This is a genomic window from Mesorhizobium sp. P2_E9, from assembly GCF_056403815.1.
In genome coordinates, this window is record NZ_JBFUET010000004.1 from 151,585 (window position 1) to 172,741 (window position 21,157).

Genomic DNA, 21,157 nt, shown 5'->3' on the forward strand with positions numbered 1-21,157 from the left:
GTCGGTCGGCGGCGTGTGGCCTTCCTTCAGTAAACGACGACGCTTCGGATCGACTTGCCCTCATGCATGAGGTCGAACCCCTTGTTGATGTCCTCGAGCTTCAGCGTGTGGGTGATCATCGGATCGATCTGGATCTTGCCGTCCATGTACCAGTCGACGATTTTTGGCACATCGGTGCGGCCACGTGCGCCGCCGAAGGCGGTGCCCATCCAGGTCCGCCCGGTGACCAGTTGGAACGGCCTGGTCGAGATTTCCTGGCCAGCACCCGCAACGCCGATGACGACCGACTTGCCCCAGCCGCGATGCGAGGCTTCCAGCGCCTGACGCATCACCTTGGTGTTGCCGGTGCAGTCGAAGGTGTAATCGGCGCCGCCGATCTGGTCGGCGCCACGCTTGGTCATGTTGACCAGGTGCGGCACGACATCGCCGTCGATCTCCTTCGGATTGACGAAATGCGTCATGCCGAACCGCTCGCCCCACGCCTTCTTGTCGTTGTTGAGGTCGACGCCGATGATCATATCGGCGCCCGCAAGCTTCAGGCCCTGGATGACGTTGAGGCCGATGCCGCCGAGACCGAAGACGACAGCCGTGGCGCCTTGCTCGACCTTGGCGGTGTTGATGACGGCACCGATGCCGGTGGTGACGCCGCAGCCGATGTAGCAGATCTTGTCGAAGGGGGCGTCGGGATTGACTTTGGCGACCGCGATCTCGGGCAGCACGGTGAAATTGGAGAAGGTCGAGCAGCCCATATAGTGAAAGATCTTGTCCTTGCCGATCGAGAAGCGCGACGAACCGTCCGGCATCAGGCCCTGGCCCTGCGTGGCGCGGATCGCCGTGCACAGATTGGTCTTTCTCGACAGGCAGGACGGGCACTGCCGGCATTCCGGCGTGTAGAGCGGGATGACATGGTCGCCCTTCTTGACCGAGGTGACGCCCTTGCCGACATCGACCACCACGCCGGCGCCCTCATGGCCGAGGATGGCCGGAAACAGCCCTTCAGGATCGGCGCCCGACAGAGTGAACTCATCGGTGTGGCAGATACCGGTCGCCTTGATCTCGACCAGCACCTCGCCATCGCGCGGACCGTCGAGGTCGACCTCCATGATCTCCAGCGGCTTTCCGGCGGCGACAGCGACAGCGGCGCGGGTTTTCATCAGGCGTCCTCCAATGCGATTTTTTTCCAAGGTTTCAGGTTTTATCGACACGATCAACTGGAAGCTGGTGCCGAGACTGGGCCACAGCGATGAATTGGAATCGCAAATCGATTGAAAGGCAGTGATTTGCATGGTCGGCTTGACCCCGCAAGCACAGGCCATAAAAGGAACGACCGACCGGAGGGGAATGACCTCAGCATGTTCACGAAAATCCTGATCGCCAATCGTGGCGAGATCGCCTGTCGCGTCATCAAGACGGCGCGCAAGATGGGGATTGCCACGGTCGCGGTCTATTCCGACGCCGATCGCGACGCCGTGCATGTCGAGATGGCCGACGAGGCGGTGCATATCGGGCCTTCGCCCGCCGCGCAGAGTTATTTGCTGCCGGAAAAGATCATCGCCGCCTGCAAGCAAACCGGCGCGCAGGCCGTGCATCCCGGTTATGGCTTCCTGTCCGAGCGCGCCGCCTTCTGCGAAGCTCTGGAAGCGGAAGGCATCGTCTTCATCGGCCCAAAGCCGAAGGCGATCAAGGCGATGGGCGACAAGATCGAATCGAAAAAATTCGCCAACGCCGCCAAGGTTTCCACCGTGCCCGGCTGGCTCGGCGTCATCGAGAATGCCGACCATGCCGAAAAGATCGCCGGCGAGATCGGCTATCCCGTGATGATCAAGGCCTCGGCCGGTGGCGGCGGCAAGGGTATGCGTATCGCCTGGAACCAGTCGGAAGTGCGCGACGGCTTCGACCGGGCGCGCTCGGAGGCCAAGAGCTCGTTCGGCGACGACCGCGTGTTCATCGAGAAATTCGTCGTCGATCCGCGCCATATCGAGATCCAGGTGCTGGCTGACGCGCATGGCAATGCGCTCTATCTCGGCGAGCGCGAATGCTCGATCCAGCGCCGCAACCAGAAGGTCGCGGAAGAGGCACCGTCGCCGTTTCTCGATGCCAAGACGCGCGAGGCCATGGGCGAGCAGTCGGTGGCGCTGGCCAGAGCTGTCGACTACCAGAGCGCCGGCACGGTCGAGTTCATCGTCGACAAGGACAAGAACTTCTATTTCCTTGAAATGAATACACGATTGCAGGTCGAGCACCCGGTGACCGAGCTCATCACCGGCATCGACCTGGTCGAACAGATGATCCGCGTCGCCGCCGGCGAAAAGCTTGGCCTGAAGCAAAGCGACATCAAGCTGAATGGCTGGGCGGTGGAAAGCCGGCTTTATGCCGAGGACCCATACCGGAACTTCCTGCCGTCGATCGGCCGGCTGACGCGCTACCGGCCGCCGGAGGAAGGGCAATTCGGCGATGTCGTCATCCGCAACGACACCGGCGTCACCGAGGGCTCCGAGATTTCGATGTTCTACGACCCGATGCTCGCCAAGCTGTGCACCTGGGCGCCGACGCGCATCGAAGCCATCGATGCCATGTCGGAAGCGCTCGATAGCTTTGTCGTCGACGGCATCGAGCACAACATCCCGTTCCTGGCGGCGCTGATGCAGCATCCGCGTTGGCGGAAAGGACAGATATCGACAGCGTTCATCGCCGAGGAGTATCCCAACGGCTTCGCGCCGATCGTACCCAACAGCGAGGAAAGGGCCGTTCTGGCGTCGATCGCCACAGCGGTGGAACTGCTGCGCCGCGACCGACTCGACCGGCTGGGCGGGCGCCTGGCGCCGCATTCGGGAGCGCTCAAGCGCGACTGGGTAGTGAAGATCGGCGAGGACTATCTCCAGGCGGCCATCCTCGAAGGCATGATTTCCATTCCGATGGAGATCGACCTGTCGATCGACGGCGGCAAGGCGCTGACCGTTTCATCCGACTGGCGGCCGGGCGACCTGATCTGGCGCGGCACGGTTGGCAAGCGCAGGGTTGCCGCCCAGATCCGGCCGGTCGCCAACGGTCTTCGCATCGCCTGGAAAGGCATGTCGGTGACCGCGCGCGCCATGCTGCCGCGCACCGCCGAGCTGGAACGGCTGATGCCGGAAAAGGTGGCGCCGGACACTTCGAACCTGCTGCTTTGCCCGATGCCCGGCCTCGTCGTGTCGATCGCCGTTACCGAAGGCCAGGAGGTCAAGGCCGGCGAGACTTTGGCCGTGGTCGAGGCGATGAAGATGGAAAACGTGCTGCGCGCCGAACGCGACCTTGTCGTATCGAAGCTCAACGCCAAGCCCGGCGACAGCCTGGCGGTCGATGCGGTGATCATGGAATTCGCCTGACCAGGCTGGAACTCTGTGGTCGGCGGTCGTTTGTGCTGGACTGGTATCGCCCGGTCCCGGACAATACATCTCCATCGACTCAGAGCCCCAGGCAGCGCGAGAAATCATGGCGGATGACAGACTTCCACGCGATCCGTTGAAGCGCGAAGCCGCGATTGCGGCGGCGCGTCCGGAGGTGCCGGCGCGGCCGTTTGTCCATCTGCGCGTGCATTCGGCCTATTCGCTGCTGGAAGGTGCGCTTCAGCTCGCCAAGATCGTCGGCCACGCCGTGAAAGACGAAGCACCGGCGATCGCCGTCACCGACACCAACAATCTGTTCGGCGCGCTGGAGTTCGCGCAGAAGGCGGTCAAGGACGGCATACAGCCGATCATCGGCTGCCAGATCGCGCTCGCCTTTTCCGGCGAAAACAGCGACGGCCAGCGCGACCGCCGGCGGCAAGGCCCGGAGATGCGGCCGGTCGTCCTGCTCGCGGCGACGGAAGCCGGCTATTCCAATCTGGTTCGGCTTGTCAGCGGCGTCTACCTGGAAACACCCCCCGGCGAGGCGGTGCACCTGACCACCGAGACGCTGACTGGACAGAGCGATGGGCTGATCTGCCTCAGCGGCGGACCGCGCGGCCCGATCGGCAACGCCTTGAAGGAGGATCGCCGCGATCTGGCCGAGGTGCGGCTTTTGACGCTCAAGGCGTTGTTCGGCGACCGGCTTTATGTCGAATTGGATCGGGTCGCGGGCTACGACCGGGTCATCGAACATCAGACGATCGATCTCGCCTACGCGCACGAACTTCCGCTCGTTGCCACCAATGAGGCATTTTTCTCCTCGCGCGACGACTATGAGGCGCATGACGCGCTGATCGCCATTGCCGAGGGCACCGTCGTTGCCGTCGACAACAGACGCCGGCTGTCGCCGGACAATTTCCTGCGCAGCCAGGCCGACATGGCAAAGCTGTTCGCCGACCTGCCGGAAGCGATCGACAACACGGTCGAGATCGCACTGCGCTGTTCCTACTATCCAAAGACCCGAAGCCCGATCCTGCCGCGCTTCACCGGCGGCGATGCCTCCGACAAGGACGCTGCCGAAAAGGCCGAGGCCGCGGAACTCGCCCGCCAGGCGCGCGAGGGGCTCGACGCGCGGCTCGCTTTGCACGGACCGACACCGGGTTACACGATCGAGCAATATCGCGAGCGGCTCGAATTCGAGCTCGGCATCATCGAGAAGATGAAATTCCCCGGCTACTTCCTGATCGTTGCCGACTTCATCAAATGGGCCAAGGCGCAAGGCATTCCGGTCGGGCCGGGCCGTGGTTCCGGCGCTGGATCGCTGGTCGCCTATTCGACGACCATCACCGACATCGATCCGCTGCGCTTCTCGCTGCTGTTCGAGCGCTTCCTCAATCCCGACCGCGTGTCGATGCCCGACTTCGACATCGACTTCTGCCAGGATCGCCGCGAAGAGGTGATCCGCTACGTCCAGCAGAAATATGGCCGCGACCAGGTCGGACAGATCATCACCTTCGGTACGCTGCAGGCGCGCGCCGTGCTGCGTGACGTCGGCCGCGTGCTGCAGATGCCCTATGGCCAGGTCGACAAGCTGTCGAAAATGGTGCCGCAGAATCCGGCCAATCCGGTCAAGCTGGCGGACGCCATCGCCAACGAACCGCGCTTTGCCGAAGAGGCCGAGAAGGAGCCGATCGTCCAGACGCTGCTCGACATGGCGCAGAAGCTGGAAGGGCTCTATCGCCACGCTTCGACGCACGCCGCCGGTATCGTCATCGGCGACCGGCCTTTGTCGGAACTGGTGCCGATGTACCGCGATCCCCGCTCGGACATGCCGGTCACCCAGTTCAACATGAAATATGTCGAGCAGGCCGGGCTGGTGAAGTTCGACTTCCTCGGCCTGAAGACGCTGACCGTGCTGGAGACGGCGGTGAAACTGATCCGCCGCCGCGGCATCGACATCGATCTGGCGACGATCCCGCTCGACGACCCCGACACCTATGCCATGCTGTCGCGTGGCGAAGTGGTCGGCGTGTTCCAGGTGGAAAGTGCCGGCATGCGCAAGGCGCTGATCGGCATGCGCCCCGACTGCATCGAGGACATCATCGCGCTGGTCGCGCTCTACCGGCCGGGCCCGATGGAGAACATCCCGACCTACAATGCCCGCAAGCATGGCGAAGAGGAGATGGCGTCGATCCATCCGAAGATCGACCATCTAGTGAAAGAGACGCAAGGCGTCATCGTCTACCAGGAACAGGTGATGCAGATCGCGCAGGAGCTGTCCGGCTATTCGCTCGGCGAAGCCGATCTTCTGCGCCGCGCCATGGGCAAGAAGATCCGCGCCGAGATGGACAAGCAGCGCGAGCGCTTCGTCACCGGCGCTGTCGAGCGCGGCGTCAGCAAGCCGCAAGCCGACTTCATTTTCGACCTGTTGGCCAAGTTCGCCGACTATGGTTTCAACAAGTCGCATGCTGCGGCCTACGCCGTCGTCTCGTACCAGACCGCTTATCTCAAGGCGCATTATCCGGTCGAGTTCCTGGCGGCGTCGATGACGCTCGACATGGGCAACACCGACAAGCTCGCCGATTTCCGCCAGGATGCGTTGCGCCTCGGCATCGAGGTTCTGGCACCGTCGGTGATGACGAGTTTTCGGCCTTTCGAGGTCGGCGAGAACCGCATCTATTATTCGATGGCGGCGCTCAAGGGTGTCGGCGATGCGGCGGTCGAGCACATCGTCGCCATGCGGGGCGAAAAGCCGTTCAAGAATCTCGCCGATTTCTGCGAGCGGGTCGATCCCAAGACCGTGGGCAAGCGCGTCTTCGAAAGCCTGATCATGGCTGGCGCGCTCGACTGTTTCGGTCACGACCGCGCCCAGATGCTGGCCGGCGTCGAGCGGATGATGGGCCTGGCTTCTCTTGCCCAGCAGAATGCCGTTTCCGGCCAGGCCGATATTTTCGGTGCTTCGCTCGGCGCTCAGTCGCAGGCGCTCAATCTGCCGGCGACGGATCCCTGGCTCGCCGCGGACCGGTTGCATCGCGAATTCCAGGTCGTCGGATTCTATCTCTCGGCCCATCCGCTCGACGAATACAAGGCGGCGCTGCAGAAGATGCGGGTGCAGAACTGGGCGGAGTTCTCGGCAGCCGTCAAGCGTGGCGCCACCGCCGGCCGGCTGGCCGGCACAGTGACCAGCAAGCAGGAGCGCAAGACGCGCACCGGCAACAAGATGGGCGTGGTGGCCTTTTCCGATACCTCCGGCCAGTACGAGGCCGTGCTGTTTTCAGAAGCGTTGGCCCAGTACCGCGACCTCCTGGAAGCCGGCCGCTCCGTCGTCATCACTGTCGCGGCGGAGGACAGGCCCGAGGGCGTCAATCTGCGGATCAACTCCGTGCAGTCGCTGGAAGACGAGGCAAGCCGCATCCAGAAGGCGCTGCGCATTTTCGTCAGGAACGATGGGCCTGCCTCGATGATCCAATCCCAGCTCACCCAGCGCGGTGAAAGCCAGGTGAGCATTATCGTTCTCAAGGAAGAGGCGCAGGGCGAGGTTGAGATCGCCTTGCAGGGCGGCTACCGCGTCTCGCCACAGATCGCCTCGGCGATGCGCGCGGTGCCTGGGGTGGTCGAAGTGGAGCTTGTATAGAGCCGATTCGCTGGTAGCTGGTGGGCCATGGACGCGCGGACGGCGGCTTTGGCATCGCAAGGCCTGCGGGCATGTTCTCAACATACCGGATGCTGATTGGCGGGGCGCTAAGACGCCGCCACTTCAGCCGGCTCTGCCGGCTTGCGCTGCAGATTGAGCAGATTGCCCATCAGGATCAGCAGCGCGCCACCGGCGGTGAAGGCGTCGATCTGTTCCTGATAGAGCAGCCAACCGACCAGCGCCGACAAGGGCACGCGCAGGAAATCCATCGGTGAGATGACGGTCGCGTCGGCATAGGTGAGCGCGCGGGCCATGCAAAAATGCGACGACATGCCGGTGAAGGCGATCAGCAGGATCCATGGCCAGAGTTCGAGCGACGGGGTGCGCCATACGTAGAGTGCGGGGATCAGGCCGACCGCGGACTGGATGATCAGCATCCAGAAGATGATGCGTACGACGCTGTCCGTCCGCGTCAACGACTTTACCAGCACCAACGAGATGCCAAAGCAGACTGCGGCGCCCAGCACGACGAGATGCCCCGGATCAATCGAGCCAACGCCAGGGCGCACGATGACCACGACTCCAATCAGGCCAAGTACCACTGCCGCCAGTTTCGGTCGGCTCAGCCTTTCGCCAAGAAACGTCACCGCCAGGATCGCCGTCCAGATCGGGGTGGTGAATTCGATCGAGATCAGCACCGCCAGCGGAATCAGCGTCAAGGCGTAGAGCCATGCCGCCTGGCCGGTGTAGTGGACGACGTTGCGGGCGATATGGGCGAGGGGACGCCGCGTTAGCATCGCGGCAAAGCCGCCGCTCGTCAGCACCAGCGGCAAGAGGATGAAGAAGCCGATCACCGAGCGCAATTCCAGAACCTGGAAGACGTTGAGTTCGGCTGTCGTGGCGCGGCCGGCGACCGACATTCCCAGGAACGAGGTAATCGATAGCGCCATCCAGAACGCGGCCTTGGGGATCGAAGGGGTGGGTGCCATGGCAGCTATCTCGCAGGCCGTGTCTTTTGCCGCAATCGCTAGCTGATCTATTCTTCTGGGCCAGTTGCGGTGACCAGCTTGCGAAACCGTCATGGTGCTGGCGGAACCTGAGACGGCCGGGGGCGTTGAGTCGCGATATTTTGTCCGTGGTTGCAAAACCTGCCTTTCAATATCGACAAGGAGAGTCTCATGAGACCATTCGCGCAAGTCGCGCTCGCTGGCTGCCTGGTGATCGCCGCCGGCGCTGCTCGTGCCGACGAGACCAAGTTTCTCCAGTCGTTCAAGGGTAATTTCGCCGGCAAGGGCACTGTCCAGGTGACCACGGACGTGCCGAACGTCGGTGTATCCTGCAGCTTCAAGTCGAATGCGACCTCAACCTCGCTCTCGCTGGATGGCAATTGCCGCGGTCTCGTTGTGGTGTCGCGGGCCATCAGCGCCAATCTGAAGGTGACAGGTGCGAAATACAGCGGCATCTATGTCGGGTCCCGCACCGGACCGGCACAGCTCAACGGCAGCCGTTCGGGCAACGCGATCAATCTTGGCATCCGCTGGGCTCAGGAGGTCAATGGCGATCGCAAGGCACGGATGACGGTCGAGAAGCGAGGCGAGAACGGCATCCGGCTGACGGTCATCGATACCGATCCGAAAACCGGCAAGAGCGTTGTGACGAGCCGTATCGATTTGACCAGAGTCTAGCGTTCGGGAAGGATCAGTCTTCCAGCGGCTCCGGCGGGTGGGCATCGCGGCCCCTGCCGAACGTATAGCCGGTTTCCACTGCCTTGCGGCCGAACTTGTCGCGCAGCGCATCGATGGCGCCTTCGGCCATGGCGCGCTTGCGCGATTGCACGTCGACCAGATCCGGCGGGTCCGCCTTGTCGTCATCCGAGAGGTCACTGACGCCGATGCCGAGCAACCGGAATTTCGTTCCGTCGGTTTCCTTGCGCAAAAGGTCTACGCCGGTCTGAAAGATACGGTCCGCGAGACGGGTCGGATCGCCGAGCTGACGATTGCGCGTGCGCAGCTTGAAATCCTGGGTCTTCAGCTTCAACACCACGGTGCGTCCGGCAATGCCCGACTTTTTCAGCCGCGCCGAGACCTTTTCCGAGAGGCCCCTCAGCACCGCGACCAGTTCATCCAGCGATGCGATATCGGTGTCGAAGGTGGTTTCGGCCGATACGCTCTTGGCGTCCTGGTCGGGGTCGACGCGGCGGACGTCCTCGCCGCGCGAAAGCCGGTAGAGCCGGTCGCCCATCGTGCCGTAGCGGCGCATCAGGTCGGCACGCTCCATCTTTTGGAGCTGGCCGATGGTGCGGATACCGTCGCGCTCGAGCGTGGCGTTGAACGCCTTGCCGACGCCCCAGATCATGGTCACTGGCTGCACCGCCAGGAAGCCGACCGCCTCGGCCTCACCGATGACCGAAAAACCGCGCGGCTTGCGGAAGTCCGAAGCGATCTTGGCTAGGAATTTGCAATAGGAGAGGCCGGCTGAAACGGTGATGCCGACCTCCTTCTCGACGGCCAGCGCAAAGCGCGCCAGCACCACCGCCGGCGGCAGGCCGTGCAGCCGTTCAGTGCCGGCGAGGTCGAGAAACGCCTCGTCGATCGACAGCGGCTCGACCAGCGGCGTCAGCGCCTGCATCATGGCGCGCACCTCGCGGCCGACGCGTACGTATTTTTCCATGTTGGGCGGGATCACGACCGCCTCGGGGCAGGCCTCGAGCGCCTTGAACATCGGCATGGCCGAGCGCACGCCCCGGATGCGGGCGATGTAGCATGCGGTAGAGACAACCCCGCGCTTGCCGCCGCCGATGATCAGCGGCTTGTCCTTGAGCGCCGGGTTGTCGCGCTTTTCGATCGCCGCGTAGAAGGCGTCGCAATCGATGTGGGCCAGATGTAGCCGGTACAACTCGGGATGGCGGGCAAGGCGAGGGCTGCCGCAGCGCTCACAGCGGCGCGTTTCACTGCGCTGAAACGTCAGGCAGTCACGGCAAAAACCGTGATCGGGATTGTTGACAGGGGCCGCCATCGCTGCGAACATAAAGAGAACAGAAGCAATGGTACGACAGTGCAGGGTCAGCGACAAGCTTGGCCTGGGGAGAACCGCATGAGCACGACCATAGTGCCGCTGGCGCCTGAGCTTTGGCCCGACTTCGAGGACCTTTTCGGCAAGCAGGGCGCCTGCTACGGCTGCTGGTGCACGCATTTCAGGCTGGCGCCGGCGGCGCGGCGCGAGAGCAGCCGCGAACGCAACAAGGACCACATCAAGGCGCGCATCGAAGCCGGCCCGCCGCCTGGCCTGCTGGCCTTCGAGGACGGCAAGGCGGTTGGCTGGATGCAGATCGGGCCACGCGCCGACGTGCCCGAGTGGAACAACAAGGGCAGGGGCTCGGCACCGATCGATCCCGCCGAAGCTTCCGATCCGGCGGTCTGGGCGATCTCTTGCTTTTTCATCCGCGCCAAGGCGCGCGGTCAGGGCATCACCCACCGCCTCGTCGAGGGCGGCATCGATTTCGCCCGCAGCAACGGGGCACGGCTTGTCGAGGCCTGCCCGATCGACCTGTCGCGCGATTCGCGTTCGATAGGTTTGTTCGTCGGCTCGTCGGGGGTGTTCGAGAAGGCCGGTTTCGAGCGGCTTGTCGAACGCAAGGCGGGCCGGCCGCTGATGCGGCTGGTGCTCAAGCCGGCTGCCTGACTGTCACCATCTTGCAGTTGTGATGGTATTTCCCTACCAGAAGTACGAAACGTTTTTGCCTTTTCGATCCAACGGAGAATTGCCGTGAACCGTATGTTGCCAACTGCCTTTACCGCGCTGCTGTTCTGCGCGCCCGCTTTCGGCCAGACCGTCGACAGCCAGGGGGCGAAGCAATTGTCCGATGACCTGTCGCGCTATGTCGGCAAGCAGGCGCTCGACAAGGGCATTCTGAAGGTTTCGGCCGAAGGCAGCGCTTACAAGATCGTGTTCGATTTCAAGGCGTTGGCCGCGAGCTTTCCAGACCAGAAGCTGGGGAAATTCGACTTTGCCCCTTACGCCTTGATGGTCAAGCCGCGCAGCGACGGCACCTGGGATGTCTCGATGGACTTTTCGCAAAGCGCGTCCTTCGAGTTCAACGGCCCCGAGGGGCTGCAAAGCACGCAGTTTTCGATCAAGGACGGCAAGGGTTCCGGCGTCTACGATCCCAAGCTGGCGGCCTTCATCAGCGGCGCCAGTTCGATGGCTGGCATGACGATCGCATCGAAGGACGGCAAGCAGCAGGTGGACGCCAGTGCGGGCGCGGGCACCGCGACGATTGCCGCCACCAAGGCCGCCAATGGCGGCGTCGATTTCACGACGTCGCAGAAAGTTTCGAATTTCGTCGAAGCGATCAAATTCAATGATCCCGAGAGCGGACTGAATTTTCCGGTCACCGTGAAGTCGCCGGAATTGTCGGTGGAAGCCAGCGGCAAGGGCGTGCAGACCAGGCCGCTGCTCGACCTCCTGGCATTTGCCGTGGCCAATGAGGACGAGAAGACGCTGAAGGCGAACCAGGCGCAGCTGAAGTCGCTTCTGCTCGCCGCGCTTCCGGTGTGGGAGCGCATCGACGGCACCTATGGCTTCAAGGATTTCGCGGTCGACAGCCCGATCGGCACTTTCGGGGCGACCCAGCTCAGCACCGTGTTCGGCAGCGACGGCATTTCCCAGAGCGGCAAGGTCACCTACGGTATCAAGGCCTCGGGGCTGACCGTGCCGCAGCAGCTTTTGCCGAGCTGGAGCGTGGCGCTGCTGCCCACCGATATCGACCTCAACTTCGGCGGCGCCAACATCGATCTCGACAGCATGGCGAAGAAGGCGATCGAAGCCTTTGATCTCAATCAGGATCCGCCGCTGTCGGCCGAGTTCGGCGACCAGCTCAAAGTCGACTTCCTGGCCAAGGCGCCGAAGGTCATCGTCGGCCACAGCACCGTGAAGAACAAGGACATGGAGATCGCGCTGGAAGGCGAGATGACAAGCTTCGGTGAGAAGCCCGACGCCAGTCTCACGGTCGATGTCGCCGGCTTCGACAAGATCATGGAGCATCTGCAGGAAGCGGCGAAGGCGGAGCCAGAGCTGGGGCAGTACGTGCCTGTCGCTCTCATGGCCAAGGGTTTTGCCAAGACGCTGCCGGACGGCCGGCTGGAATGGGCTGTCAGCACCAAGGCTGACGGCTCTGTCACCGTCAACGGCGTCATGCTGAAGCCCGCCGATCCGGCGGTGGACGACAGCGTCGACGATGGTGACGGCGCCGACGATAGCAGTGGTGGCGATAATGGTGGTGGCGCCAATAGCGGCAGCGGCGATAATGGCGGGGCCGGTGCGAAACTGAACCCTTGAGGATTTAACCTACAGTCCCAGCGCGCCCACGATCTTCGGCGCGGCTTCATGCCAGTCCTGGACGACGATGACATCGTCCGGGACCGGTGGCAGGAATGCGCGTAGCGAATTGTCAGCCATCAGGTGGAAAAGATTGGCGTCGGTGACCGATTCCCGCACCGACGCCAGATTGTGCGGCTGATCGTCAACGAAGACCACCGGCCGGCCGTTCTTGCCGCGCAGCCTGGCCACCGCCGGTCCCTTGGCCATCTCGGTGGTCAGCAGCGGATAGTTCAGACCCAGGGCATCGAGATGGGCGCGGCGTACGGCACGATGCCTGTGCGGCATGGCCGTCAGCAATATGATTTCCGCGCGGTCGCCGAGCCTTGCCAAGGCTTCCGCGGCGCCGTCGGTGATGCTCTGCCAATCGGCTTGCGCGTCGAAGAAATCGCCGAGGAGCGTCGTGACTTCGGGCTGTTCGATCAGCCGGCCGCTGGCCGTTTCGGCAATGTTGCCTGTCAGCCGGAAGGACGCCAGCGTCAGGCCATAGCCGCGCGACTTGAGGAAATGCGGGAAGGGGCGGATGAATTCGAGCACGACGTCGTCGACGTCGAGCACCAGCAGCGGCCGGTCGTCGTCGGCCAGTTCCTCGATCTGGCGCGCGGTCTCTGGATCATCGCTCATATGGAGTGCTCATGGTTGTCGTCGCCGAGCGGCAGGGCCCGCAACGCCTTGCCGACGGCGGCGGGCGGCGTGCCAGTCTCCTCGGCAAAGCGCATCAGCGTCGGCTCGTGGGCGAGAATGAACTGCAGGACGCCGGCCAAAAAGCCAGGCTCGCCGGCGGCCCTGCGGATCGAATGCGCCTCTATTCCGGTGATCGCCAGAAAGCGCGGCAACAGTTCCGGATCCGAGGCGACGAAACCCAGCGCCTTCACGGCAAGGGTTTCCGCCTCTTCGCGCATTGACGTCGCGTTTGCCATCACTACCTTCGGTATGTGGAATGAGTCTCTTCCGCAGTAATGGCAAGAATTGCTTGCGGCAAGCATTTACAGCACGGCGCGCCGTTTGGACGCGCAGGCAAGCGAGGTGGAATTCGCGCTGCTTTGCAGCCTTGGGTTTCCGTTTCGTCAATCATATTGCCGTACAGTGAAGCAGGGTTTGGTGCGTTCAACCAGGGGCGCATGACGGCCACCTTCGAGCGGAGGGACGGCCGGGACGGGATGTCGATGCCTAAGAAGGTCATGATCGTCGAGGACAATGAGCTCAACATGAAGCTCTTTCGGGACCTCATCGAAGCGAGCGGCTACGAGACGGTGCGCACCCGCAATGGTCTGGAAGCGCTGGATCTGGCGCGCAAGCACCGGCCCGATCTCATCCTAATGGACATCCAGCTGCCTGAAGTGTCGGGGCTGGAGGTGACCAAATGGCTGAAGGAAGATGACGATCTGCACGTCATCCCGGTCATCGCGGTGACCGCCTTCGCCATGAAGGGCGACGAGGAACGCATTCGCCAAGGCGGCTGCGAGGCCTATATTTCGAAGCCGATCTCGGTGCCGCGTTTCATCGAAACCATCAAATCCTATCTGGGCGATGCCTGATGTGCCATTCCAGCCGAGCCGGAGCCTTGTGAAATGACTGCGCGGATCCTCGTCGTCGACGACATCCCTGCCAATGTGAGGCTGCTGGAGGTTCGGCTGCTGGCCGAATATTTCGAGGTGCTGACCGCCACCAACGGGCCCGACGCGATCGAGACCTGCGAGAACGGCAAGGTCGATGTCGTGCTGCTCGACGTGATGATGCCCGACATGGACGGGTTCGAGGTCTGCCGGCGGCTGAAGAGCGATCCGGCGACATCGCACATCCCGGTGGTGATGATCACCGCGCTCGACCAGGTGTCCGACCGCGTGCGCGGGCTGGAAGCTGGTGCTGACGATTTCCTCACCAAGCCGGTCAACGACCTGCAGCTGATGACGCGGGTCAAGAGCCTGGTCCGGTTGAAGTCTCTCACCGACGAACTCAGGCTGCGTGCCTCGACGACACGCAACATCGGCATCGAAGAGCTGCTCAGCCGCAATTTCGCGTCCGAAGACACGACGCCGAAAGTGCTTTTGATCGATGAGCGCAAATCGTCGGTCGAGCGCATGCAGAAGATGTTGCGTGATCGCGCCGATCTTGACGTCAACAGCGATCCGCATGCCGGCTTCTTCCAGGCCGCCGAAACATCCTATGAATGCGTGATGATTTCGACGGCGTTCGCCGATTTCGATCCGCTCAGGCTCTGTTCGCAATTGCGCTCGCTCGACCGCACCCGTTTCGTGCCGATCATCCTTTTGGCGGATGAGGGCGAGGAGGAGCGCATTATCCGCGGCCTCGAACTCGGCATCAACGACTATCTGATGCGGCCGATCGACCAGCAGGAGCTGACGGCGCGGCTGCGCACCCAGGTGCGCCGTAAGCGCTACAACGACCAATTGCGCGCCAGCGTGACCCAGACCATCGAGATGGCGGTCACCGACGGGCTGACCGGGCTGCACAACCGCCGCTATCTCGACAGCCATCTGCAGACGCTGTTTGACCGCGCCGTGGCGCGGCGCCGGCCGCTATCGGTGATGATCACCGATCTCGACCGCTTCAAGTCGATCAACGACGCACACGGCCATGATGGCGGCGACGAGGTGCTGCGGGAATTCGCGCGGCGGCTGCGCAAGAATGTCAGGGGTATCGACCTTGCCTGCCGGTTCGGCGGCGAGGAGTTCGTGGTGGTGATGCCGGACACTGATGGTGCGGTGGCCGAAAAAGTGGCCGAACGCATCCGCGCCGAAATCGCCCAGCAGCCGTTTGCCATCGGTACCGATGGCAAGACGATCGAGGTCACCGTCAGCGTTGGCGTGTCGTCGGTGCTGAAGGGGGTGGATACGGTGGCGGCGCTGATGAAGCGCGCCGATCTCGCGCTTTACGAAGCCAAGAGCGGCGGCCGCAACCGCGTGGTTGCCAAGGCGGCGTAGTCCTCCGCGCCTGATTGTCCGGTCAATCCAACAAGGTTAGCTATTTACCTTAATCCAAGCGATTCGCGAGCCTTGGTTAAGAAACTGTTGATTTTCATAAGCTCTTGCGCAAATGTGAAGGCCAAGACGAAGCCGGCACGAGGATAGATAGCCGGCTCGATCCCTAGAAATACCCCATGATGCTCAGGTCCGCCGCATCTCCTGGGTCCGTGGGGTCGGCCGGCCGGCGCTGGCACATAGTGGCCTCCTCGTACCGCTGCCAAACGCCGACCGGCCCCCTTATGTTTCAAGCCTGCGAAAAAGCCCCGAAAGGGGCTTTTTTCTTGCTCGGTAAAATCTGAATGGGGCTTCCTGGATCAGGGTGGCTTCTATTGCCGCGGCGCGACTGTGAACTGCCATTTTTGGCTGTCGTTCATCCAGGGCGAGGAGAGCACCTCTCTCCACTACGTACATATGGCGCACAAGGGGCTTGCGGCAAGACCCGCCTGTTCCCGTAAAACCGCGGCTCCAGCCAGCGGAAACGGGAGATGAGAATGGGTGTTGTGTCGCCTATAGACGGAGTGCGTCGGGATCATGCGGTGGTCATTGTCGGGCCGGTCCGACCGGGCTGATGCTGGCCGGCGAACTGGCTTTGGCCGGCATCGATGTCGCCATCGTTGAGCGGCGCCCGAACCAGCAACTGATCGGCTTGCGCGCGGGTGGCTTGCACGCTCGCACCATCGAGGTGCTCGATCAACGCGGAATTGCCGATCGAGTTCTGGCGCAGGGGCAGCGCTTTCCGACCGTCGGCTTCCACATGACCCGGTTGGACATCGGCGATTTTCCCAGCCGGCACAACTGTCTGCTGGCGCTGCGGCAAAACCATATCGAGCGGATATTGGCTGACTGGATCAGCGAATTGGAGGTGCCGATCTACCGTGGACAGGACGTCACTGACTTCGCGCAGGATGATGACGGCGTCGACCTGGATTTGTCCGGTGGCCAACGGTTGACGGCGCAATACCTCGTCGGTTGCGACGGAGGACGCAGCACGATCCGCAAGGCGGCGGGCATCGAGTTCGCGGGACACGATCCGACGATGAGCTGGATGATCGCCGAGGTCGAAATGTCTGGGGAGCCGGCATTAGGCTTTCGCAGCGACGCCTGCGGAATTCATGCGATGGGCAAGATCGAGGAAAGCGACCGGGTGGGTATCGTGCTAACCGAGAGGCAACTGACCGTCGGCGGCGAACCGACGCTGGGCGATCTCAGCGAGGCGCTCGTCGCGGTCTACGGTACCGATTTCGGGGTCCACAGCCCGACCTGGCTCTCCCGGTTCACGGACACAACGCGCCAGGCTGTCGCTTACCGCGACAGACGCGTCCTGTTGGCCGGCGACGCCGCCCATATCCATCCGCCGATGGGCGGGCAGGGGCTCAACATTGGCGTGCAGGACGCGGTCAATCTGGGTTGGAAATTGGCCCAGGTGGTCAAGCGGATATCGCCGGAAACCCTTCTCGACAGCTATCATATCGAGCGTCATCCGATCGCCGCCCGCGTCCTGCGCAACGCGATGGCGCAGGTTGCGCTTCGTCGCATGGATGCCAGCACTAAGGCATTGAACGACATCTTTACCGAGTTGCTTGGCATGGAAGAGCCGCGCAAACGGATCGCCGCGGAGATGTCGGGCCTGGGTATCCATTATGATCTCGGCGTGGGACATCCGTCGCTTGGGCGGCGAATGCCCGACCTCGACCTGGCCACGACAGGCGGCCCGGTGCGGGTTTTCAGCTTGCTGCACGATGCCCTGCCGGTGCTTCTCAACCTCGGTGCACCAGGCAGGCTGGACGTTGCGCCCTGGGCCGATCGGGTCCGGCAGATCGACGCTTTGTATGCCGGCGCCTGGGAGCTTCCGGTCCTCGGCACGGTCGCCGCGCCCGACGCCGTCTTGATCCGGCCGGATGGCTATGTGGCCTGGGTTGGGATTGGAACCCAACAGGGACTGGCTGACGCGTTGACCACTTGGTTCGGGCCACCCGCCGCGCGTTAGCGACGCACTTTAGCGTCAGAAGCGTTCGCGATAATCGCGCGGGTTTGTGCCGAGGACGCGCAGAAAGCCGCGCCGCATCGTCTCTTCCGATCCGAAGCCGCAGCGGCGGGCCGTCCGGTTGACGGCCTGGCCCTGTTCCAGCATTCGGCGTGCCGCCTCGATCCGGATTTCCTCGATCGCGCGCGCAGGCGTGCGTCCCGTGGCCTCCCGATAGTGCCTGGAGAAACTGCGCGGGCTCATATTGGCGCGCTCGGCGAGGTTCGGCAGCGAAAGGTCGCCGTCCAGATTGTCCTGAATCCAGCCATGCAGCCGGTCGAAGCGCTCGTCGCCTTGCTGCAGCTTGAGCGTCTGGCTGAACTGCGCCTGGCCACCGGGCCGTTTCAGGAAGACCACCAGCTCGCGCGCCACCGCAAGCGCCACGCGCCGGCCAAGGTCGGCCTCGACGAAGGAAAGGGCGAGATCTATGCCCGCCGTGACGCCTGCCGACGTCCAGACATTGCCGTCACGGATGAAGATCGGGTCGGGCTCGAGGCGGACCGCTGGAAAGCGCCGCGCGAATTCGGCGCAGCGTCCCCAGTGGGTGACCGCACGCCGGCCGTCGAGCAGTCCTGCCGTCGCCAGCAGCATGGCGCCACTGCACACGGAAGCTGTTCGCGTGGCGTCGCGCGAGCGGCCGATGATCCATTGGACGAGTTCGGAATCCTCGCAGGCCGCGTTGACGCCCCATCCGCCAGGCACGATCAGCGTGTCGATCTCCAGCCCGTGCACCGGCAGCGCCGCTGCCTCCAGCACGAGACCGGCCGATGTCCTGATCTGCGATGAGGCGGCGACGACCGTGACCTCGTAGGGAGCCGGTTCGCCGGCCTGCGTCCTGAAGTCGTTGGCGCTGGCGAAGACCTGAAGCGGCCCGCTGACATCGAGGAGCTGGATGTCGGGATAGGCGAGAATTTCGATATGGCGCATGGCGATTTGGCTTGAAACGAGGGATGATTGGCGATCGTGCCAAAACATGATCCCTTAGATTGGCTGGAGTCAACCTATGGAGAGTTCCATGACCCTTCGTTTCGGCATCCTCGTCTTCCCCAATGTCCAGCAGCTCGACCTCACCGGCCCTTACGAAGTCCTGGCATCTGCAAAGGGCGCCGAGGTGGAATTGATCTGGAAGGATCGCAATCCGGTGATGTCGTCGACGCGGCTGTCGCTCAACCCGACGGTGACCTTCGACGATTGCCCGCCTCTCGATGTGCTGTGCATTCCGGGTGGTGGCGGCGTCAATCCGCTGCTGGAGGACCAGGCCGTCCTCGATTTCGTGCGGGCGCGGGCAGCGCAGGCACGCTATGTCACCTCGGTATGCAGCGGCGCCCTGGTGCTTGGTGCCGCCGGCCTGCTCAAAGGCAAGCGGGCGACGACGCATTGGTACGCGCATGATTTCCTCGCCGAGTTCGGCGCCATTCCAGTCGACGAGCGAATTGTCGAGGACGGAAACCTGATAACCGCCGGCGGCGTCACCTCGGGGATCGATTTCGGTCTCGCTCTGGTCGCCAGGCTTCTCGGTCGGTCCGAGGCCGAAACGGTGCAGCTCTCGCTCGAATATGCCCCGGCTCCTCCGTTCCAATCGGGCACGCCCGCACAGGCTTCGCCTTCCGTGCTGGCGGAAGCAAAGAAGCGGCTCGCGGGTTCGAGGCGGGTTCGCGAGGACATGTTCGCGCGCTGGCGCGCCACGCGCGCAGCCGTCACGCCAGCGTGACGCCAAGCATGGACTGACGGGCCGAACGGCGCCATGGCGCGCCGTTCGGCCCGTCGTCGTTTCGGCTGTTGACACGTCTCCCCGTCCGTGCAGAATTGGTTGGACCATTGGACCACTTGTGCGGCTTCGGGGAGGATTTGTGGACCAGAACAGCCTGCCACCCATTCAGACGACGGCGCGCGATGACGCCGTGCTGAAGGCGTTGGTGGGCTTTGTTCGCGCCGAGGCCCTTCAGCCAGGCGAGCGGCTTCCGACCGAGCGTATTCTGGCCGAGCGGCTGAAGGTCAGCCGCAACACGGTGCGCGAGGCGCTGACGCGCTGGGAAGGGCTTGGTCTGGTCGAGCGCCGGCAAGGCAGCGGCACTTACCTCAAGGCAGCTGTGTCGCCCGACATGCTGCACATGCCGCTGACCCTGGCCGGCGGCAACGATTTTACGTCGCTTATGCAGACACTGGAGATCCGCCGCGCGCTGGAGGCGGAAGCGGCGGCTCTTTGCGCCGAGCGCGCCAGCCCGGCCGACATTGCCGAGATCGAGCGCAAGCTCGACATCATGGAGCAGGCGTTTCGCACCCGCGACGGCATGTCGTCGGAAGAGGACTGGGAGTTCCACCAGGCGATCTACCGCGTCTCCGGCAATCCGCTGTTCGAGCAGATCATCGCCGCCATGCACGAGCTGTTCCATCGCTTCTGGGAGCATCCGCTCGGCGTGCGTGATTTCGGTCATGCCAGCTTTCCCTACCACCGCACCATTTACCAGTGCATCGCAGCGCGCGATCCGCAAGGCGCCCGTGCCGAAGCGCTCAAGCTGATCGCCACCGTCGAGGACGATCTGAAGCGCGGTGCGGCCAAACTCAAACTTTCGAGCCAGACATGAACGAGCATCCAACCGGTTTCGATCACGATTATCTTGCCGAGGCCGCAACGCTTTTGGCACATGACGAACCGTTTCCTGGCGGCGCGGTGGTGCCGCCGATCTACCAGACGTCGCTGTTCACCTTCGCCAATTATTCCGAGATGGCCGACACCTTTGCCGGCAAACGAAAGCAGCCGATCTATTCGCGCGGCGACAATCCAACGGTGATGGAGTTCGAGGCGCGCGTCGCCGCGCTCGAGGGCGCCGAGGCCGCGCGCGGCTTTTCCAGCGGCATGGCGGCGATCAGCGCCACCGTGCTTGCCTTCGTCGGCGCTGGCGAGCGCATCGTTGCGGTGCGCAATTGCTACGGCGATGCCTATCGGCTGTTCGAGCGGTTGTTGCCGCGGCTCAACATCGAGGTCGACTATGTCGACGGCTCCGACCCGGATGCGGTGGCGGCGGCACTTCCCGGCGCCAAGCTGCTTTACTTGGAAAGCCCGACCTCGATGATGTTCGAGCTGCAGGACATCGCGCACCTGACCCGGTTGGCGAAAGAGCAGGGCATCATCACCACGATCGATAATTCCTGGGCCTCACCGGTGTTCCAGAAGCCGATCTCGCATGGCGTCGACCTGGTGCTTCACTCGGCCTCGAAATATCTCGGCGGCCATAGCGACACCGTCGCCGGCGTGGTGGCGGGTTCGGCCGCGCACATCAAGCACATCAACGAGCAGACCTATTCCTATCTTGGCGGCAAGCTGTCGCCGTTCGAGGCCTGGCTGCTGCTGCGCGGCCTGCGCACGCTGCCGCTGCGCCTGCCGCACCACATGAAGAGCGGGCTCACCATCGCCGAACGGCTGAAGGCGCATGCCAATGTCGAGCGCGTCAACCATCCCGTCTATTCGAACCATCCGGGCAAGGCGACGCTGGCGGGTTATGCCGGGCTGTTCTCCTTCGAGGTGACGGACGATATCGACATTCCCGTCTTCGTCGACGCGCTGAAATATTTCCGCATCGGCGTCAGCTGGGGCGGGCATGAGAGCCTGGTCGTGCCGGCCAAGGCGTCGCTGGAGCAGACGCCGGGACTGAATTCGATGGCGCGCTTCGGCGTCAGCCCCCGAACCATCCGCTTCAATGTCGGATTGGAAAGTGTCGAAGACCTCTGGGCCGATGTGGCCCAGGCCTTCGAAAAAGCCAGAAAATAACAA

The 21,157-nt window shown here is 63.2% G+C and carries 16 protein-coding genes and 1 pseudogene; 11 read left to right on the plus strand and 6 right to left on the minus strand.

Annotated features, from left to right (window positions below; translation table 11 throughout):
• Positions 1-26 precede the first annotated feature (26 nt).
• Positions 27-1,154: an S-(hydroxymethyl)glutathione dehydrogenase/class III alcohol dehydrogenase gene (locus AC1D05_RS09140; protein WP_477440208.1), complete on the minus strand. Its 1,128-nt coding sequence runs from the start codon at positions 1,152-1,154 to the stop codon at positions 27-29.
• Positions 1,155-1,352: 198 nt separating this feature from the next.
• Between AC1D05_RS09140 and AC1D05_RS09145 the strand changes: the two genes are divergently transcribed.
• Both AC1D05_RS09145 and dnaE read left to right on the plus strand, forming a co-directional pair.
• Positions 1,353-3,365, plus strand: a complete 2,013-nt coding sequence (locus AC1D05_RS09145; protein WP_477440210.1) for an acetyl-CoA carboxylase biotin carboxylase subunit — start codon at positions 1,353-1,355, stop codon at positions 3,363-3,365.
• Between the two features lie 106 nt (positions 3,366-3,471).
• Positions 3,472-6,999 carry a DNA polymerase III subunit alpha gene (dnaE, locus tag AC1D05_RS09150; RefSeq protein WP_477440212.1) on the plus strand — a complete coding sequence of 1,176 codons (3,528 nt, stop codon included), beginning with the start codon at positions 3,472-3,474 and terminating at the stop codon, positions 6,997-6,999.
• A 107-nt stretch (positions 7,000-7,106) separates the two neighbouring features.
• On the opposite strand, the gene AC1D05_RS09155 is transcribed toward dnaE, so the two are convergent.
• Complete coding sequence (locus AC1D05_RS09155) at positions 7,107-7,988, minus strand: DMT family transporter (RefSeq protein WP_477440214.1); 882 nt, start codon at positions 7,986-7,988, stop codon at positions 7,107-7,109.
• A 189-nt stretch (positions 7,989-8,177) separates the two neighbouring features.
• Between AC1D05_RS09155 and AC1D05_RS09160 the strand changes: the two genes are divergently transcribed.
• Positions 8,178-8,684 carry a hypothetical protein gene (locus AC1D05_RS09160; RefSeq protein WP_477440216.1) on the plus strand — a complete coding sequence of 169 codons (507 nt, stop codon included), beginning with the start codon at positions 8,178-8,180 and terminating at the stop codon, positions 8,682-8,684.
• 13 nt (positions 8,685-8,697) lie between these two features.
• Here the strand turns inward: AC1D05_RS09160 and AC1D05_RS09165 are convergent, their stop codons facing one another.
• Positions 8,698-10,026 carry a DNA polymerase IV gene (locus AC1D05_RS09165; protein ID WP_477440218.1) on the minus strand — a complete coding sequence of 443 codons (1,329 nt, stop codon included), beginning with the start codon at positions 10,024-10,026 and terminating at the stop codon, positions 8,698-8,700.
• A gap of 66 nt (positions 10,027-10,092) precedes the next feature.
• On the opposite strand from AC1D05_RS09165, the gene AC1D05_RS09170 reads away from it, so the two are divergent.
• Entirely contained in the window at positions 10,093-10,680 is a 588-nt protein-coding gene (locus AC1D05_RS09170; protein ID WP_477440220.1) for an N-acetyltransferase family protein, read from the plus strand.
• Positions 10,681-10,773: 93 nt separating this feature from the next.
• Positions 10,774-12,336 carry a hypothetical protein gene (locus tag AC1D05_RS09175; RefSeq protein WP_477440573.1) on the plus strand — a complete coding sequence of 521 codons (1,563 nt, stop codon included), beginning with the start codon at positions 10,774-10,776 and terminating at the stop codon, positions 12,334-12,336.
• A 9-nt stretch (positions 12,337-12,345) separates the two neighbouring features.
• Here the strand turns inward: AC1D05_RS09175 and AC1D05_RS09180 are convergent, their stop codons facing one another.
• A complete protein-coding gene (locus AC1D05_RS09180) occupies positions 12,346-12,999 on the minus strand; it encodes a hypothetical protein (RefSeq protein WP_477440222.1) in 654 nt (217 codons plus the stop codon).
• Entirely contained in the window at positions 12,996-13,295 is a 300-nt protein-coding gene (locus AC1D05_RS09185; RefSeq protein WP_172228527.1) for a DUF3572 domain-containing protein, read from the minus strand. Before AC1D05_RS09185 ends, AC1D05_RS09180 begins: the two co-directional genes overlap by 4 nt.
• A gap of 201 nt (positions 13,296-13,496) precedes the next feature.
• Here AC1D05_RS09185 and AC1D05_RS09190 point away from each other — a divergent pair, with 201 nt between their 5' ends.
• The 3 genes and pseudogenes from AC1D05_RS09190 (at position 13,497) to AC1D05_RS09200 (ending at position 17,349) form a co-directional block, all read left to right on the plus strand.
• Complete coding sequence (locus AC1D05_RS09190; RefSeq protein WP_477440575.1) at positions 13,497-13,913, plus strand: response regulator; 417 nt, start codon at positions 13,497-13,499, stop codon at positions 13,911-13,913.
• Between the two features lie 33 nt (positions 13,914-13,946).
• Positions 13,947-15,320 (plus strand): PleD family two-component system response regulator, encoded by a 1,374-nt coding sequence (locus AC1D05_RS09195; RefSeq protein ID WP_477440224.1) that lies wholly within the window; start codon positions 13,947-13,949, stop codon positions 15,318-15,320.
• 533 nt (positions 15,321-15,853) lie between these two features.
• Positions 15,854-17,349 (plus strand): annotated as a pseudogene (locus AC1D05_RS09200) (FAD-dependent monooxygenase).
• 15 nt (positions 17,350-17,364) lie between these two features.
• On the opposite strand, the gene AC1D05_RS09205 reads toward AC1D05_RS09200, so the two are convergent.
• Positions 17,365-18,312, minus strand: coding sequence for a GlxA family transcriptional regulator (locus tag AC1D05_RS09205; RefSeq protein WP_477440226.1), 948 nt, complete (start codon positions 18,310-18,312; stop codon positions 17,365-17,367).
• Between the two features lie 88 nt (positions 18,313-18,400).
• On the opposite strand from AC1D05_RS09205, the gene AC1D05_RS09210 reads away from it, so the two are divergent.
• The 3 genes from AC1D05_RS09210 to AC1D05_RS09220 all read left to right on the plus strand — a co-directional run bounded on the left by AC1D05_RS09210 (position 18,401) and on the right by AC1D05_RS09220 (position 21,154).
• Positions 18,401-19,096 carry a DJ-1/PfpI family protein gene (locus AC1D05_RS09210; protein WP_477440228.1) on the plus strand — a complete coding sequence of 232 codons (696 nt, stop codon included), beginning with the start codon at positions 18,401-18,403 and terminating at the stop codon, positions 19,094-19,096.
• 139 nt (positions 19,097-19,235) lie between these two features.
• Positions 19,236-19,970 (plus strand): FadR/GntR family transcriptional regulator, encoded by a 735-nt coding sequence (locus tag AC1D05_RS09215; RefSeq protein ID WP_477440230.1) that lies wholly within the window; start codon positions 19,236-19,238, stop codon positions 19,968-19,970.
• Positions 19,967-21,154, plus strand: coding sequence for a PLP-dependent transferase (locus AC1D05_RS09220; protein WP_477440232.1), 1,188 nt, complete (start codon positions 19,967-19,969; stop codon positions 21,152-21,154). Before AC1D05_RS09215 ends, AC1D05_RS09220 begins: the two co-directional genes overlap by 4 nt.
• Positions 21,155-21,157 lie beyond the last annotated feature (3 nt).

Coding starts and splice junctions, on each gene's coding strand:
- AC1D05_RS09140 (WP_477440208.1), bottom strand. CDS start 1,154: ATGAAAACCCGCGCCGCTGTCGCTGTCGCCGCCGGAAAGCCGCTGGAG.
- AC1D05_RS09145 (WP_477440210.1), top strand. CDS start 1,353: ATGTTCACGAAAATCCTGATCGCCAATCGTGGCGAGATCGCCTGTCGC.
- dnaE (WP_477440212.1), top strand. CDS start 3,472: ATGGCGGATGACAGACTTCCACGCGATCCGTTGAAGCGCGAAGCCGCG.
- AC1D05_RS09155 (WP_477440214.1), bottom strand. CDS start 7,988: ATGGCACCCACCCCTTCGATCCCCAAGGCCGCGTTCTGGATGGCGCTA.
- AC1D05_RS09160 (WP_477440216.1), top strand. CDS start 8,178: ATGAGACCATTCGCGCAAGTCGCGCTCGCTGGCTGCCTGGTGATCGCC.
- AC1D05_RS09165 (WP_477440218.1), bottom strand. CDS start 10,026: ATGTTCGCAGCGATGGCGGCCCCTGTCAACAATCCCGATCACGGTTTT.
- AC1D05_RS09170 (WP_477440220.1), top strand. CDS start 10,093: ATGAGCACGACCATAGTGCCGCTGGCGCCTGAGCTTTGGCCCGACTTC.
- AC1D05_RS09175 (WP_477440573.1), top strand. CDS start 10,774: ATGTTGCCAACTGCCTTTACCGCGCTGCTGTTCTGCGCGCCCGCTTTC.
- AC1D05_RS09180 (WP_477440222.1), bottom strand. CDS start 12,999: ATGAGCGATGATCCAGAGACCGCGCGCCAGATCGAGGAACTGGCCGAC.
- AC1D05_RS09185 (WP_172228527.1), bottom strand. CDS start 13,295: ATGGCAAACGCGACGTCAATGCGCGAAGAGGCGGAAACCCTTGCCGTG.
- AC1D05_RS09190 (WP_477440575.1), top strand. CDS start 13,497: ATGACGGCCACCTTCGAGCGGAGGGACGGCCGGGACGGGATGTCGATG.
- AC1D05_RS09195 (WP_477440224.1), top strand. CDS start 13,947: ATGACTGCGCGGATCCTCGTCGTCGACGACATCCCTGCCAATGTGAGG.
- AC1D05_RS09205 (WP_477440226.1), bottom strand. CDS start 18,312: ATGCGCCATATCGAAATTCTCGCCTATCCCGACATCCAGCTCCTCGAT.
- AC1D05_RS09210 (WP_477440228.1), top strand. CDS start 18,401: ATGACCCTTCGTTTCGGCATCCTCGTCTTCCCCAATGTCCAGCAGCTC.
- AC1D05_RS09220 (WP_477440232.1), top strand. CDS start 19,967: ATGAACGAGCATCCAACCGGTTTCGATCACGATTATCTTGCCGAGGCC.